This window comes from Pseudomonas sp. 21615526 (assembly GCF_013386245.1).
GTDB lineage: Bacteria > Pseudomonadota > Gammaproteobacteria > Pseudomonadales > Pseudomonadaceae > Aquipseudomonas.
In genome coordinates this window covers 22,289-37,978 of record NZ_JACAOM010000126.1, presented here as the reverse complement: position 1 = coordinate 37,978, position 15,690 = coordinate 22,289, and the positions used below count along the sequence as shown (strand labels likewise).

Below are 15,690 nucleotides of genomic sequence, written 5' to 3'. Positions count from 1 at the left end.
TTTCGACCGAGAAGATCGAACCGTTAATAGGGCCAAACAACACTGCCTTACTAACTCCTTCTGGGCTTCGATGATCTGAAGCAACCCGCTGTCGAAACCCACATAACTCATTGTTTACCAAGGAGTTTTCCGTTTCGACTGCGCCGGAAGTGGGGCGAATTATAGACTTCCAGAATCTGCCGTCAAGGGTTAATTACGCTTTTGTTGCAGAAGATGGTTTTTTAGCAATAAGACGGGGAATTCGGCGCGTCACCGGCGGTATACGCAGGACCAGAAGCACCACCCCTATAGATGCATAGATAGCCCACTCCTTCAGATCTGCCCGCACGATCCACAACATATGCAGCAAACCAAGCCCGAGAATCACGTAAACCAAACGATGCAGTTTCTTCCAGCGCGCACCAAGGCGACGCTGGCTGTATCGGTTGGAGGTGACTGCCAGCACCAATAGAGAAAGGAATCCCAAGGTACCCACAATAATGTAAGGCCGCTTCCGTAGCTCAACCCCCAACTGCGACCAATCCAACCCAAGGATAAACACGCAGTAAGCAGCGAGATGCAAAACCACATAGGCAAAGCACCACAATCCCAGTTGCCGTCGCACGGCGATCCACCCCGCCCAACCACTGAGCTTCTGCAACGGTGTCATACCCAGGGTTATTAACAACAGAATCAAGGTGCCAAGCCCGAGCCGATCCATCACCACCTTGCCCGGGTCAGGTCCCAGCGCAAAGCTCCAGGCCTCGTACAGCCAGAACAGCGGCCACACCGCCGCTGCTATAAAGACGCCGATGCGCCAGATCGGATAGCGCATCAATAGTTCTTCCGCAGATCGAGGCCCGTATAAAGAGAAGCGACTTCATCGGCGTAGCCGTTGAACATTTGTGTCTCACGCACATTGGGACTGAACAGCCCGCTGGGCAACCGCCGCTCCCGCGCCTGGGTCCAACGCGGATGGTCGACGGTAGGATTCACATTTGCGTAAAACCCATACTCACTCGCGGCAATACTTTGCCAGGTGGTTTTCGGCTGCTCGCTGACCAGGCTGATGCGCACGATCGACTTGACGCTCTTGAATCCGTACTTCCACGGCACCACCAACCGCAACGGCGCGCCGTTCTGGTTCGGCAGCTCCCGCCCATACATGCCCACCGCAAGGATCGCCAGGGGATTCATCGCCTCATCCAATCGCAGCCCTTCTACATAAGGCCAGTCGATCAAGGCGAAGTTGGACCGCTGCCCCGGCATGCTCTTGGGGTCCTGCAGGGTTTCAAAACGAATGTACTTGGCGTTCGAGGTCGGCTCGACGTGCTTGAGCAGTTCCGATATAGGGAACCCTATCCACGGAATGACCATCGACCAGGCCTCTACACAGCGCAGTCGATAGATTCGCTCTTCCAACTGATAGGGCTTCATGAAGTCTTCAAGCGCATAGCGCCCAGGTTTGGCGACCTCACCATCTATCACCACACTCCACGGCTCAGTCTTCAGAGACCCGGCATTGGCTGCAGGGTCGCCCTTATCCGTACCGAACTCATAGAAGTTGTTGTAGTGGGTTGCGTCCTTGAAAGGGGTGATGGCCTCGTCCTTGACGGTAATCGCCTGCCATTTGGTACCCGGCAGCTTTTCGGCAAACCAGCCAGGTGCATTGCCCGGCTCGACATCGGCATAACGTGCCGCATCATCCGCACTGGCCCAACGCGGCAGGCTGCTGGCAGCCAGGCCGGCAAGCGCACCACCGAGCAAGCTGCGGCGAGAGAAATAGAGGGATTCAGGCGTGACATCCGATTCTTGGCAATCAGACGCTTTGGGAAACTTGATTAACATGGCAACTCCGCAGCTTTGGAGGACAGATGCACCAATAGACTGCGGAGTATGGGGGAAATTACATTAAGGCAACGTTTTGCGCTGACGAAGATGCAGAAGGTACTGCACCGGGCCGGACGCGGCATACACAAGGAAAGCCAGCAGCAGGATTCGCGGCGGATCACTGAAGACCACGGCAAACACCAGCACCACTGCCAGGATAGCCACAAACGGCACACGCCCTTTGAGATCCAGCTCCTTGAAGCTGTTGTACTTGATATTGCTGACCATCAGCATGCCGGCCGCCGCAACCATCAAGGCCACCAGGAACGACATCTTGGAACCCTGGATACCGTAGTCGCTGAATGCCCAGACAATACCGGCTACCACACCCGCCGCAGCCGGACTGGCCAAGCCAATGAAGTAGCGCTTGTCGGCAGTCCCCACCTGGGTATTAAAGCGCGCCAGACGCAATGCCGCGCCCGCCACATAGATGAAGGCAACCATCCAGCCAACCTTGCCCATATCACCCAGCGCCCAGGCAAATGCGAGCAACGCCGGCGCCACACCGAAGGCAACCATGTCCGACAGCGAGTCATACTCGGCGCCAAAGGCACTCTGGGTGTTGGTCATCCGCGCAACCCGGCCATCCAGGCCATCAAGGACCATGGCGACGAAGATCGCTATCGCGGCAAAACCAAAGTACTTGCTGGCCCCGGCCGCATCGCCGGCCGCCAACGCACTCTGGGCACTCATGGAATTGATGATGGAGTAGAACCCCGCGAACAGGTTCGCAGTGGTGAACAGATTGGGCAGAAGATAGATGCCACGATGCCGGACTTTACGGCCTTCAGCATCGTGCCCTTCTTCGACATGTTCATCGATCGGTAGCAGGCTTTCGGCGTCAGAGGCCTGGTTTGGCTCTTCGGGACGTTCGCTCATGGACTTTACCTTGCAACGGTGTGAAAAATTTCGACAGAAACTTGCGGCGAGTGTTCGCCCGCAAACGATGCAGCTTTATACCAGAACCTGCCCCGCAAACGAAAAAACGCGGCCTAAGCCGCGTTTTCCCTTGATCCGTACGACTTAGTTTTTGGCTTTGTCGACGATCTTGTTGGCACCGATCCACGGCATCATGGAGCGCAGTTGCTCGCCGATGATCTCGATACCGTGAGCGGCGTTGTTACGACGCTTGGCGGTCATCGAAGGGTAGCCGGTTGCACCTTCGCTGATGAACATTTTGGCGTATTCGCCGTCCTGAATACGTTTCAGGGCGTTGCGCATGGCCTGACGGGACTCGGCGTTGATCACTTCCGGGCCAGTCACGTACTCGCCGTATTCGGCGTTGTTGGAGATCGAGTAGTTCATGTTGGCGATACCGCCTTCGTACATGAGGTCAACGATCAGCTTCAGTTCGTGCAGGCATTCGAAGTAGGCCATTTCTGGCGCGTAGCCAGCTTCAACCAGGGTTTCGAAACCGGCTTTGACCAGCTCAACGGTACCGCCGCACAGAACGGCTTGTTCGCCGAACAGGTCGGTTTCAGTCTCGTCCTTGAAGGTGGTTTCGATGATGCCGGTACGACCGCCACCCACGCCAGCAGCGTAGGACAGTGCGACGTTCTTGGCGTTGCCCGAGGCGTCCTGGTAGATCGCGATCAGGTCAGGGATACCGCCGCCTTTGACGAACTCGGAGCGCACGGTGTGGCCCGGTGCTTTCGGCGCGATCATGATCACGTCGAGGTCGGCGCGCGGCACAACCTGGTTGTAGTGGATCGCGAAGCCGTGGGAGAAGGCCAGGGTGGCGCCCTTCTTGATGTTCGGCTCGATTTCGTTCTTGTACAGCGCGGACTGGAACTCGTCCGGGGTCAGGATCATGACCAGGTCGGCAGCAGCGACAGCAGAAGCAACGTCAGTCACTTTCAGGCCGTGGGCTTCAGCCTTGGCAACAGTGGCCGAGCCTTTGCGCAGGCCAACGGTCACGTCAACGCCGGAATCTTTCAGGTTGCACGCTTGGGCGTGGCCCTGGGAACCGTAGCCGATGATGGCGACTTTTTTGCCCTGGATGATCGACAGGTCACAATCTTTATCGTAATAAACTTTCATGAGGTTCCTCTATATATCCAGGCCGTTTAAGGCCATTCGCTAAATTTGAGTTAGATGCTGAGTACTTTGTCGCCACGAGCAATCCCGGTGACGCCACTGCGTACAGTTTCCAGAATCGAGGCCGTCCCGATCGACTGGATGAAGCTGTCCAGCTTGTCGCTTGTACCGGTCAGTTGAACGGTATAAACGCTGGCGCTCACATCGACGATCTGCCCGCGATAAATGTCGGTAGTGCGCTTGATCTCGGCCCGTTGTGCCCCCGTGGCCTTGACCTTGACCAGCATCAGCTCACGCTCGATGTGGGCACTCTCCGACAAGTCGACCAGCTTGACCACTTCGATCAGCTTGTTGAGGTTCTTGGTGATCTGCTCGATCACCTCATCATGGCCAACGGTGGTCAGCGTCAGACGCGACAAGGTCGGGTCTTCGGTCGGCGCCACCGTCAGGCTTTCGATGTTGTAGTTGCGTTGCGAAAACAGTCCGACCACACGTGACAGAGCGCCCGGTTCGTTCTCCAGAAGCAGGGAGATAATGTGCCGCATGATTAGGTACGCTCCGTCTTGTTCAGCCACATATCGCGCATGGAGCCGTCTTTGATCTGCATCGGGTAGACGTGCTCGCTGGTGTCGACCTGAATATCGAGGAACACCAGGCGGTCCTTCATGGCGAACGCCTCTTCCATCATCGGCTTCAAATCCTTCAGATCGGTGATGCGCATGCCGACATGGCCATAGGCTTCAACCAATTTGACGAAGTCAGGCAGAGACTCCATGTAGGAGTGGGAGTGACGGCTGCCGTAGCTCATGTCCTGCCACTGGCGAACCATGCCCAGTACACCGTTGTTCAGGCAGACGATCTTCACCGGCAAGCCATATTGCAGGCAGGTCGACAGTTCCTGGATGTTCATCTGGATACTGCCTTCGCCGGTGACGCACGCAACGTCAGTATCCGGAAAGCTCAGCTTCACACCCATGGCCGCAGGGAAACCAAAGCCCATCGTGCCCAGGCCACCGGAGTTGATCCAGCGGTTAGGCTTGTCGAACTTGTAGTACTGCGCCGCGAACATCTGGTGCTGGCCCACATCGGAGGTCACAAAGGCATCGCCCTTGGTCACTTCGCACAGGGTTTCGATCACGGTCTGTGGCTTGATGACGCTGCCATCACCCTTGTCGTAAGGGAACAGGCCGCGATCACCGCGCCACTCGTCGATCTGCTTCCACCAGCTGGCAACGGAATCCTTGTTCGGGGCTTCGCCGATTTCCTTCAGCGCAGCGACCATTTCGGTCAGCACGCTTTCCACAGGACCAACGATAGGCACGTCGGCCTTGATGGTCTTGGAGATGGATGCCGGGTCGATATCGATGTGGATGATCTTGGCATTCGGGCAGAACTTGCTCGCGCCATTGATCACCCGGTCATCGAACCGCGCACCGACGGCGAGGATCACGTCAGCATGGTGCATGGCCAGGTTGGCGGTGTAGCTGCCGTGCATGCCGAGCATGCCGACGAACTGACGGTCCGAACCCGGGAACGCGCCAAGGCCCATCAAGGTGTTGGTGACTGGCAGGTTGAGCAGCTTGGCCAGTTCGGTCAGCGGTGCAGAACCGCCACCCAGAATCACCCCACCACCCGAGTAGAGCACCGGACGCTTGGCCGCCAACAGCATTTCTGCCGCCTTGCGGATTTGCCCCGAGTGCCCGCGAACGGCCGGGCTGTAGGAACGCAGCTTGGCTTTCTTCGGGAAGATGTATTCGAATTTTTCCGCCGGGTTGGTCATGTCTTTCGGGATATCGACCACCACAGGACCCGGGCGACCGGACTGTGCGAGGTAGAACGCCTTCTTCATGACTTCCGGGATTTCCGAGGCATGCTTGATCATGAAGCTGTGTTTCACGATCGGCCGGGAAATACCGATCATGTCGGTTTCCTGGAATGCATCGGTACCGACCATGGTGCTCGCCACCTGGCCAGAAATGATCACCATCGGGATGGAGTCCATATAGGCCGTCGCGATGCCGGTAATGGCATTGGTCGCGCCAGGGCCGGAAGTCACCAGTACCACACCGGCTTTACCGGTGGCACGGGCGTAACCGTCAGCCATATGGGTAGCAGCTTGTTCGTGCCGAACCAGGATGTGGGTAACAGCCGGTTCCTTGAACAGTGCGTCGTAGACATGCAGCAGAGCACCACCTGGGTACCCGTAGATATAGTCGACGCCTTCGTCACGCAAAAAGCGGACGAGCATCTCACCGCCAGATAAAAGCTCCACGTTGTTCACCTCTAAAACGCCAGAATACCGTCCGTTAAAAACCGACGGGTCTTAATAGGTTTACTTCTCAGCAGAGCATGAGCGACGGTGGTCGCCGACTACGTCAGCACTGACTGAGCAAGTATTGGGAGCGTCCCAAGTGTTGCGGGATTTTCCCACCCAGCGCGAGGTAACGCGTTGCGGGTGTAACAGGTCGGCGCGGGTATGCGCCTCATGATCTGCTGAGTGGGTCTGCTTCTGGCAGTCCCTCTACAGCGGACTTTGGATTCTTCTGTTTCAGCCCCTCCAAGTCAAGCAATAATTGCGCTTTTTTCCAACTAAGCGCATGAGAACGTAGAAGAAAGGGGCTTGAGGAGGGATAAAACTCGCCTGAATGGCGCAAAGCGGTAGAAATATGCGCAAGACTGCCGGAAAAACCGGCAGCCAGGCAATTAACGAGCGTCGACGATCAGTTGATCGAACTTTTTCAGCGCAGTCCGCAGGCCAAGGCTCTCAAGTGGCCGATCGGCGTAAACCATCTCGGCCATCTCCAGAATCCCCGACGCATTGGGCAATGGCAGGTCCTGTTCGAGGATTTGCTTCATCCGCGTCAGGAAAATCCATTGCAGCCACTGGTGAAAGTCCAGCGTGTCGACGGAAAACGGCTCAACACTGCTCAAGGCTTCAGCACTGGGGGACACTTCGTCCCACCAGCCCTGCAAGCGCAGTTCGCGCTCGATCAACAACAACTGTTCGGCAATCGCCGGAAAGCGTGCATCCATCAGAGGCTTACCTTGGCTTTTTGCCGAGCCTGGGCGGCGCCGGCAGCATCGCCTTGCTTCTCGCGGGCATCACCGATCAAGCTCCACAGGCTAGCCTGCAGGTCTGGACGGCCATTGGCCAGGGTCAGGCCGCGACGGGCAAATTGTTCTGCTTGCGGGGCATCGCCCTGGGCCATGCGAACCTGAGCCAGGCGGTATAGCACTTGCGGTTCACGCGGTGCCACGCGCTGGGCGCGCTCGAGGCTCGACGATGCGCCGTTCAAATCGCCGCCCGACTGCTGCTGTTGGGCAGTGGTGAGCAACGCCAGCACCGGGCCATCCAACTGCTCATCGGCTGACAGACCGCCGGCACTGCTGGCGGAAGGAATTCCACTCGGCGTCGACGGCATGTTGTAGGTGCCCTGGTTGATCGGTGCCGTTTGAATCGGCGTGGCGTCGATCGGGCCCGATGTACTTGGGCCTGGGGTCCACGGCTGAGTACTGATCGGAGCCGAGGTGGCAGCGCCGCCACCCGGGATCATCACCACTACACCAGAATCCTGAGGCACGGCTTGCGCCTGGGGCCGGGCCTGGGCAGGACGGTTGGTAACGGTTTGGCGGAAGCCGCCGTTGGCCGAGATCCGGTCGTTGTTGGACACCGTTGTACTGGAGTCCACCACCGGAATAGAGCCCCGCTCCACGCTGGCGCAACCACCGAGCAATGCCAAAACTGTAATAGCTGGAATCAACAACTTGTTCACGTGAAACCCTCTTTGCTTAATTCATCCAGCCCTTGACCCAATCCATCACCGATTCAGCACTGGCGGGCGCACTGGCACCGCACGCTGCACCGGGTGGTGGCTCGCTGCCGCGAATATACGGCATCTGCACCGCGCCCGGACAGTTGGCATCGGAACCCTGGCCGGTGTGCGGATCGATCCAGGCCTGGACGATATTGTCCGGCTGCGGCATGTTCAGCGGCAGTGGATCGGCCTTTTTCATGAAACTGGTCCATACCTGCAACGCGCCGGTGGCACCGGTAAACGGCGTCTTGCCGTTGTCATCACGCCCCAGCCAAACCACTGCCAGCAGGTCCTGGCTGAACCCTGCGAACCAGCTGTCCCGCGAATCGTTACTGGTACCGCTCTTGCCAGCCAGTGTCAGGTTGGCCGGCAGCACGTTGTAGGCCGAGCGCCCGGTACCTTCGCGCATCACGCGCTGCATGGCGTTCTGGATCAGGTAGATCGAGGCCGGGTCAAAGCGTTGCTGAATCTGGAACGGATAACGCTTGAGGGGTTCGCCTTCGGCCGTCAACACGCTCCGGATCCCACGCATCGGCGTATTGAAGCCACCGTTGGCCAGGGTCTGGTACATGGTCGCCACTTCCATCGGGCTCATCGCACCCGCACCCAACAGCATCGATGGGAACGCCGGGAACTCACGAGTGATGCCCAACCGGCCGAGCGTCTTGAGCACGTTCGGCACGCCCAGCTCAAGGCCGAGGCGGGAAGTCGAGATGTTGTAGGAATGCGCCAAGCCCTGGTACAGGAAAATCGTACCGTGGGAGCGACGATCAAAGTTATGCGGCGTCCACATCTGGCCATCAGCTCCTTTGACCGACAGCGGGTCATCGGACAGCCAACTGGTCAGCGTGTACTTGCTCGGTTTTTCCAGCGCGGTCAGGTACACCGCCGGCTTGACCAGCGAGCCAATCGGCCGCACCGCGTCCAGCGCCCGGTTGAACCCGGCAAAGCTGGCCTGGCGACTGCCGATCATGGCCTGGACTTCGCCGGTTTCCGGGTTGGTCACCACCATCGCAGCCTCGACGTCGTCAGAGCCTTTACGACCTGTCAGGCGTTTGAAGGTGTCATTGACCGACGCTTCGGCCTTCATCTGCAGGATCGGGTCGAAACTGGTGAAGATCCGCAGGCCTTCTTCGGTCAAGTCTTCGTCGCGGTAGTCTTCACGCAGTTGGCGTTTGACCAAGTCGATAAAGCCCGGGAAGGAGCTGTCGGCGAGCTTGCCGCGGGTGGTTACACCCAGTGGCATTTTCTTCGCGGCGGCCACTTGTTCAGGGGTGGCGACACCTTGCTGCTCAAGTACATCCAGCACCAGGTTACGGCGCTCCAGCGCCCGCTCCGGGTTGCGACGCGGGTTGTAGTAGGACGGCCCCTTGACCATGCCCACCAGCAGCGCCACCTGGTGCAACTTCAGCTCGGACAACGGCTGGCCGAAGAAGAACTGGCTGGCCAGACCAAAACCGTGGACGGCACGCTGACCGTCCTGGCCAACGAACACTTCATTGAGGTACGCCTCAAGAATTTCCTGCTTGCTGTAGTGCAGCTCCAGCAGCATCGCCATCATGGCTTCGGTCAGCTTGCGGGTCAGGCTGCGCTCGTTGGTCAGGTAGAAGTTCTTGACCAATTGCTGTGTCAGCGTACTGCCGCCCTGGGTCATCTTGCCGCCGGAGGTGTTGACCCAGAGGGCGCGCGCGATGGACTTCGGTGATACGCCCCAGTGGCTGTAGAAATCCCGGTCTTCGACGGCGATCAGGGTATCCAGCAGGTAAGGCGGCACCTGATCGATCTTGATCAGGATGCGGTCTTCCAGGTTTTTCGGATAAATCCCACCGATCATTAAGGGTTCCAGGCGCACCACCGGCAACTTCGAGCCGTTGAGCGAGGACAGTTCGGCTACGTAGTCGCCAGAGAAGCGCACGCGCACCGGCTGGGGTTTTTCCAGGCCTTCATAGAACTGGAAGCCGCGGGTGTTCAAGTCAACCGTGTTGCCGCTGACGGCAGCGGCGCCGGGGCCATTGCTCACGGGTTCGCGGCGATAGCCCAGGGCATCGAGCTCGGTGAGGAAGTCATCCTTGCTCAGCTTCTGGCCGCTGAACAGTTCCAGCGGGCGCGCGTAGACCTTGGCCGGAATGGTCCAGCGCTTGCCGGAGAACTTCTCCTGGACCACGGCATCGAGGTAAACCGCGAAGCCGGCGATCACGACAAGCCCTACCAGGCTGAGCTTAAGCGCCCAGCCCAGCCAAGGGCGCAGGCCGCGGGAAGGAGGTTTTTTACGGGAACGGGGAGATCGGGTACGAGTCATGGCGGCGGATTATACGCACTTTATTGATGACCAACATGAGCCGGACAGCGGTTTGCACGACCGCCTGTAGGAGCCATAATGCCCGCCATGAATTTTCCCAGACTCTGAAGGATCGCCCGTGAGCCAGTCCCTGATTGCTGCCCTGCAAAACCCGGCCCTGTTTCCCCATCCGGTGGATCAGTTCCAAGTCATCGAGACCCATATTTCCTGGGTCCTGCTCACTGGGCCCTATGCTTACAAGATGAAGAAGCCGGTGAATTTCGGTTTCCTCGATTTCACCACCCTGCAAGCCCGCGGACACTTCTGCAATGAAGAGCTGCGCCTCAACCAGCGCCTGACCGATGATTTGTATCTTGAAGTGTTGCCGATCACCGGCAGCGCCGAGGCACCGCAGTTGGGCGGCGACGGTCCGGTGGTCGACTACATGCTGAAAATGCGCCAGTTCCCGCAAAGCCAACTGCTCAGCACTCTGCAGGCCAACGGCGAACTGACCAGCGCACACATCGACGAAATGGCCAGGCAGATCGCGCATTTTCACCTGAATGCCCCGAAAGTGCCGGCCACTAACTCTGCTGGCACGCCGCACGATGTCATGGCACCGGTGCTGCAGAACTTCGAGCAGATCCGTCCGTTCCTCAGCGACAAGGCCGACCTGGCACAACTGGATGCCTTGCAGGCCTGGGCCGAAAGCAGTTTCGAGCGTCTCAAGCCGCTGTTTGAACAACGCAAGCTCAATGGCTTCACCCGCGAATGCCACGGTGATATCCACCTGGGCAACGCCACGATGATTGATGGCCACGTGGTCATCTTCGACTGCATCGAGTTCAACGAGCCGTTCCGCTTCACCGACGTGTATGCCGACACCGGCTTTTTGGCGATGGACCTGGAAGACCGCGGCCTCAAGAGCCTGGCACGACGCTTCATCAGCCAGTACCTGGAGCTGACCGGCGACTATCAAGGCCTGGAAGTACTGAACTTCTATAAAGCCTACCGCGCCCTGGTACGCGCGAAGATCGCGCTGTTCAGCATGCCTTCCGAGGCGGATGCGGTGCAGCGCGCTACCACCCTGCGCCAGTACCGCAACTACGCCAACCTGGCAGAAAGCTACAGCACCATCCCATCGCGCTTCCTGGCCATCACCCATGGCGTATCGGCCGTTGGCAAAAGCCATGTATCCATGCGCCTCGTAGAAGCATTGGGGGCGATTCGCCTGCGTTCGGACGTAGAGCGCAAGCGCCTGTTCGGCGAGCAGAAGGTCGAGAACACGCCGCAGGCCGGGATCTACGCCGCAGACGCCAGCGCCGCGACCTACGCGCGCCTGAACGAAATCGCCGACACCGTACTGCGCGCCGGTTTCCCGGTGGTATTGGACGCGACCTTCCTCAAGCGAGAACAACGCGACGCGGCGGCCAAGATCGCCGAGGCCACCGGCGCGCCATTCCTGATCCTTGACTGCAATGCGCCACAGGCGGTAATCGCCGCTTGGCTGGCACAACGTCAGGCGGACAAGAACGACCCTTCCGACGCCACCCTGGCCATTATCGAAGAACAGCAGGCCACCCGTGACCCGCTCAGCGCCGAGGAGTTGCTGCTCAGCAAGCGCGTGGAGACCAATGAAAGCGGGACCCTGGACGCATTGGTGGCACATATTCGCCAGCGTCTGCCGGGGCTGTAAGAAATATTTCTTGGTCGTGCAGCCTTCCGGGGCTCACGGCCGAGAAATAGTGGCACTATAATGGCGCCATAATTCCAACACGGGAGTCGCCATTGTGAGCCAGCCGAAGCTACTTGATACCCCGCTGTACGCGCTTCTGCATAAAGATGATATCCGCGGCTTCAACCAGGAGCGTCCGAAAGACGGCACCATCGATATGCGCGGTGGCGACTTTCGCGGCCTGGACCTGCGCGACCTGAATGCCGAGGGCGTGGATTTCACCGACGCTTATTTCCGCTCCGCCGACTTGCGCGGCCTGGATTTGCGCGACTGTCCCCTGGAAGGGGCGAGCCTGGCGCATGCCCAGATCTCCGGCACTTATTTCCCCCCTGAGTTAAGCGCCGATGAGATCCTGATGTCCGTCAATTTCGGCACACGCCTGCGCTACCGCACTCGCTAAACCGCTGCATCGGCTCCCGGCTACGCACAGGGCGTACCGGGGGCTTCACCCTTTCCTACGCTAAAACCCCCGCCTGCCTTAGAAGCTTTTAGGTCGTTGCCGACCAAAGAACTACGCTTTTCCTACTGAGCGCTACACTCCTTTCAGGCTTGCCTGGTCACGATACCCACCGAACCATTCGGCCGTCGCAAGGAGGCTTGATGAATGATGAGCTGCAACACCTGAAAAACCTTGGCAAGACGTCGGCGCAATGGCTGCATGCGGTGGGCATCCACAGTGCGTCCGACCTACGCCGCCTGGGGGCAGTCGACGCGTACCGTGCCGTACGCACCCGCGGTTTCAGGGCATCCAAAGTGTTGTTGTATGCCATTGAAGGCGCGCTGATGGATGTGCACTGGAATGACATTCCCGTTGAACGCAAGGAAGCTTTAAATCGTCAGCTGGACGCTCTGACGGCACGCCAAAAGAATTGAGATGCCAACTTGCACCCGCGTTTACGGGGATTCCAAACAGAAGTTTGAGGAAATTCGAAGAGACCGCAAAAACAAATGTTGACTCTCAAATGAGAATCGTTATGATTATCACAACTGGTCGCGAGATCAGCCGATAACTGAAAGACCATTGGTTCGGACTCTCAGATTATCTCCTCATCAGGCTAATCACGGTTATTTGACCCGGCTCTTGCCGGGTCTTTTTTTGCCCATAAAAAACTGCGGCGATTTTCAGCGGGCAATGATCAACGGATGGCCGCGCTCCGGATGCGGCTGCACCAACACATCCAGCCCGAATACCGCCTTCAGCGGCTCAGGCCGCAACACCTGTGCCGGTGTGTCCAACGCATGGGGCCGGCCATCCTCCAGCAACAGGATGCGATCACAGTAGCGCGCCGCCAGGTTCAGGTCGTGAAGGATCACCAGCACCGCCGCGCCACGGTCGGCAAAGCGCCGGATCGCCTGCAAGGTGGTGTGCTGGTGCAGCGGGTCAAGCATTGACGTCGGCTCATCCAGCAACAAGGTCTGCCCCGCTTCACCCGGCCATAGCTGCGCCAGCACCCGTGCGAGGTGCACACGCTGCCGCTCGCCGCCCGACAACGCCAGATAGCTGCGCCCGCTCAAATGGCTAACGTCGGCAGCCTGCAAGGCAGCATTGATGATTTCATCGTCACGCACCCGGCCCGTCTGATGAGGCAAGCGCCCCATGCCCACCACCTCTTCGACGCGAAAGGCAAAGTCCAGGGTCGAGGTCTGCGGCAACACCGCCAGCCGCTGGGCACGCTGCGCTCCGCCCCAGTCTTTCAACTCACGCTGATCCAGCCACACACGGCCTTGGTCGGGCTGCAACTCGCCGCATAACGCACCGAGCAATGTACTTTTTCCCGCACCGTTGGGGCCCAATACGCCGAGCACTTCTCCTGGCAACAGGTCCAGGGTGATGTCCGCCAGCACAGTTTTGCGCCCACGGCAGATCTGCAGGTCTTCTACTCGCAGCATCAGGCGCGCCCTCGTAACAACAGGTAGAGGAAAAACGGCGCACCGATAAACGCGGTAACAATGCCGATCGGTAATTCCGCCGGCGCCAAGGCCAGGCGCGCCACCAGATCGGCAAACAACAGCAAACTCGCCCCCGCCAGCACCGAGGCTGGCAGCAGCACCCGATGATCCGGCCCCGCCAGCAGGCGTACCAGATGCGGCACCACCAGCCCGACAAAGCCGATCATCCCCGCAGCCGCCACGGCCGCGCCCACGCCCAGCGCGGTGCAGAACACCAGTTCGCGCTTGAGGCCTTCAACATCAATGCCCAAGTGACTGGCTTCCGACTCACCCAGCAGGAGTGCATTCAGCGCCTTGGCCCGGCGCGGCAGCCACAGTGCTACGCCGGCGCTGACCAGCAGCAGCGGCCATAAGCGCGAGTAGCTGGCGCCATTCAGGCTGCCCAGGTTCCAGAACGTCAGGGTGCGCAAGGTAGCGTCATCTGCCAGGTAGGTGAACAGGCCCACCGCCGAACTGGCGAGCGCCGTCAGGGCGATACCCGCCAGCAACATGGTCGCGACGTTGGTTTGGCCGTTGCGCCGCCCCAGGCGATAGACCAGCGCTGTTACCCCCAAACCGCCGAGGAAGGCACACAACGACAGCAGATAAGGCCCGAGTGCATCCGGCAAACCGCCAAAAAACGAACCACCGACAATCGCAATCGCCGCGCCCAACGCTGCACCGCTGGAAACCCCGACCAACCCGGGATCAGCCAAGGGGTTGCGAAACAGCCCCTGCATTGCAACGCCGGAAAGCGCCAGAACCCCACCGACGGCCAATCCCAGCAACGTACGCGGCAGGCGAATCTGCCCGAGGATCAACTCCGCCTGCTCCAGGCCTTGGGCCTCGATTGGCACACCCATCAAGCGTAAGGCTGCCCGCAGTGTGTCCATTAACGGCAAACTCACCGGTCCAAGGGCCAATGACAACCAGATCGCCAATACACACAGCAGACTCAAGCCGATAAAAAGGGTTCGCGGTTTAACCAGAGTGGTCATGGGGCGGTATTAGCCTGAGACGGATAGAACCCGGCAGACAGCCTCACCAGGCTTTGCGGCAAGCGTGGCCCAAGCCCACCCACCAGCAGCGTCGGGTCCAGTTCATAGACGCGTCCATTCTTGGCCGCTGGCGTCGAAGCCAGGATCGGGTTTTCCTTGAACAACGCGGCGCGGGCCGCATCCCCGGTCAAAGCGCGATCGGCAAACACCAGCACCTCAGGATTGAGCCCCGCCAGCGACTCTACGGAAAACGGCTTGTAACCATCGTGGGTCGCCAGGTTATGGCCGCCGGCCTGCTGCAACATCCAGTCAGCCGCCGTGTCTTTGCCCGCAATCAGCGGTTTGCCGCCGGCATGTCCCAGCAGCAACAGCACTCCAGGCGCCTTTTGAGTGGCCTGGGCCTTGGCCACCCAGTTCTTTTGTTGGTCAAGTTGTTGCTGATAGTCACTGAACAGTTCTGCAGCCTTCGCTTCGTTACCCAGCAGCTTGCCCAAATGCTGAAGGTTGCCCTGCAGCGTCGGCAGATCCGGCTCGGCTGAAAACAGCTCCACTTTCACACCGGCATTGCGGATTTGCGCCAACACCGGTGGCGGCCCCATTTCCTCGGTGCCCACCAGGATTTGCGGGCGCAGGCTCAGAATGCCTTCCGCCGACAACTGACGCTGGTAACCAATGCTCGGCAACGCCTTCAGGGATTCCGGATGCTGGCTGGTGGTATCCACGCCCACCAGCTTTGACTCACCGCCCAGGGCCGTCACCCATTCCGACAACGCACCACCGGCGCTGACCCAGCGTTGTGGCAGTTCAGAGGCCTGGGCCCCAGCGTTGACCAGCAGTCCGACAACGAGCGCGATAGCACTGGCACTCAGGCGCATAAAAGGGTTTCCTTCCAAGGGGTGAGCCCGCTGAAACACTCGCAATGTGACAGATCAAGGCTGCCCGACATCGTACAGAGCGCCCAGTCAGCTTACGGGCGAAGCCGGCATTTGATAATTGTTTGCATTTGCACGTCAAGCACCGGGCTCTGCG

15 protein-coding genes are annotated in these 15,690 nt (G+C 59.3%); 3 read left to right on the top strand and 12 right to left on the bottom strand.

Going from position 1 to position 15,690, the window contains the following annotated elements:
• Positions 1 to 193: 193 nt before the first annotated feature.
• From msrQ to mrcB, 9 genes are all read right to left on the bottom strand, one after another.
• Positions 194 to 814 (bottom strand): protein-methionine-sulfoxide reductase heme-binding subunit MsrQ, encoded by a 621-nt coding sequence (gene msrQ, locus HX786_RS27520; protein ID WP_178912871.1) that lies wholly within the window; start codon positions 812 to 814, stop codon positions 194 to 196.
• Complete coding sequence (gene msrP / locus HX786_RS27515; RefSeq protein ID WP_003212121.1) at positions 814 to 1,827, bottom strand: protein-methionine-sulfoxide reductase catalytic subunit MsrP; 1,014 nt, start codon at positions 1,825 to 1,827, stop codon at positions 814 to 816. The genes msrQ and msrP overlap by 1 nt, the downstream gene beginning before the upstream one ends.
• Positions 1,828 to 1,890: 63 nt before the next feature.
• Positions 1,891 to 2,748, bottom strand: coding sequence for a CDP-diacylglycerol--serine O-phosphatidyltransferase (gene pssA / locus HX786_RS27510; protein ID WP_003212123.1), 858 nt, complete (start codon positions 2,746 to 2,748; stop codon positions 1,891 to 1,893).
• A 144-nt stretch (positions 2,749 to 2,892) separates the two neighbouring features.
• A complete protein-coding gene (gene ilvC, locus HX786_RS27505) occupies positions 2,893 to 3,909 on the bottom strand; it encodes a ketol-acid reductoisomerase (RefSeq protein WP_003212125.1) in 1,017 nt (338 codons plus the stop codon).
• A 50-nt stretch (positions 3,910 to 3,959) separates the two neighbouring features.
• Entirely contained in the window at positions 3,960 to 4,451 is a 492-nt protein-coding gene (ilvN, locus tag HX786_RS27500; RefSeq protein WP_003176102.1) for an acetolactate synthase small subunit, read from the bottom strand.
• A 2-nt stretch (positions 4,452 to 4,453) separates the two neighbouring features.
• Complete coding sequence (locus HX786_RS27495; RefSeq protein ID WP_008436892.1) at positions 4,454 to 6,178, bottom strand: acetolactate synthase 3 large subunit; 1,725 nt, start codon at positions 6,176 to 6,178, stop codon at positions 4,454 to 4,456.
• A gap of 431 nt (positions 6,179 to 6,609) precedes the next feature.
• Positions 6,610 to 6,939 (bottom strand): YqcC family protein, encoded by a 330-nt coding sequence (locus HX786_RS27490; RefSeq protein WP_003212129.1) that lies wholly within the window; start codon positions 6,937 to 6,939, stop codon positions 6,610 to 6,612.
• Positions 6,939 to 7,679, bottom strand: coding sequence for a M48 family metallopeptidase (locus tag HX786_RS27485; RefSeq protein ID WP_008436887.1), 741 nt, complete (start codon positions 7,677 to 7,679; stop codon positions 6,939 to 6,941). The genes HX786_RS27490 and HX786_RS27485 overlap by 1 nt, the downstream gene beginning before the upstream one ends.
• 16 nt (positions 7,680 to 7,695) lie before the next feature.
• On the bottom strand, positions 7,696 to 10,020 hold the full coding sequence (mrcB, locus tag HX786_RS27480; protein ID WP_003212132.1) for a penicillin-binding protein 1B: 2,325 nt from the start codon (positions 10,018 to 10,020) through the stop codon (positions 7,696 to 7,698).
• A 118-nt stretch (positions 10,021 to 10,138) separates the two neighbouring features.
• Here mrcB and HX786_RS27475 point away from each other — a divergent pair, with 118 nt between their 5' ends.
• From HX786_RS27475 to HX786_RS27465, 3 genes are all read left to right on the top strand, one after another.
• On the top strand, positions 10,139 to 11,695 hold the full coding sequence (locus tag HX786_RS27475; RefSeq protein ID WP_003212136.1) for a bifunctional aminoglycoside phosphotransferase/ATP-binding protein: 1,557 nt from the start codon (positions 10,139 to 10,141) through the stop codon (positions 11,693 to 11,695).
• A gap of 94 nt (positions 11,696 to 11,789) precedes the next feature.
• Positions 11,790 to 12,134, top strand: a complete 345-nt coding sequence (locus tag HX786_RS27470; RefSeq protein ID WP_008436884.1) for a pentapeptide repeat-containing protein — start codon at positions 11,790 to 11,792, stop codon at positions 12,132 to 12,134.
• A gap of 200 nt (positions 12,135 to 12,334) precedes the next feature.
• Complete coding sequence (locus HX786_RS27465) at positions 12,335 to 12,607, top strand: TfoX/Sxy family protein (protein WP_003212140.1); 273 nt, start codon at positions 12,335 to 12,337, stop codon at positions 12,605 to 12,607.
• 249 nt (positions 12,608 to 12,856) lie between these two features.
• On the opposite strand, the gene HX786_RS27460 is transcribed toward HX786_RS27465, so the two are convergent.
• From HX786_RS27460 to HX786_RS27450, 3 genes are read right to left on the bottom strand one after another with little or no spacing between them, the layout of a single operon-like run.
• Positions 12,857 to 13,624, bottom strand: a complete 768-nt coding sequence (locus HX786_RS27460) for a heme ABC transporter ATP-binding protein (RefSeq protein ID WP_134325723.1) — start codon at positions 13,622 to 13,624, stop codon at positions 12,857 to 12,859.
• Positions 13,624 to 14,661 carry an iron ABC transporter permease gene (locus HX786_RS27455; protein ID WP_003212144.1) on the bottom strand — a complete coding sequence of 346 codons (1,038 nt, stop codon included), beginning with the start codon at positions 14,659 to 14,661 and terminating at the stop codon, positions 13,624 to 13,626. Before HX786_RS27455 ends, HX786_RS27460 begins: the two co-directional genes overlap by 1 nt.
• Positions 14,658 to 15,536: a hemin ABC transporter substrate-binding protein gene (locus tag HX786_RS27450; RefSeq protein ID WP_102368088.1), complete on the bottom strand. Its 879-nt coding sequence runs from the start codon at positions 15,534 to 15,536 to the stop codon at positions 14,658 to 14,660. The genes HX786_RS27455 and HX786_RS27450 overlap by 4 nt, the downstream gene beginning before the upstream one ends.
• Between the last annotated feature and the right edge of the window lie 154 nt (positions 15,537 to 15,690).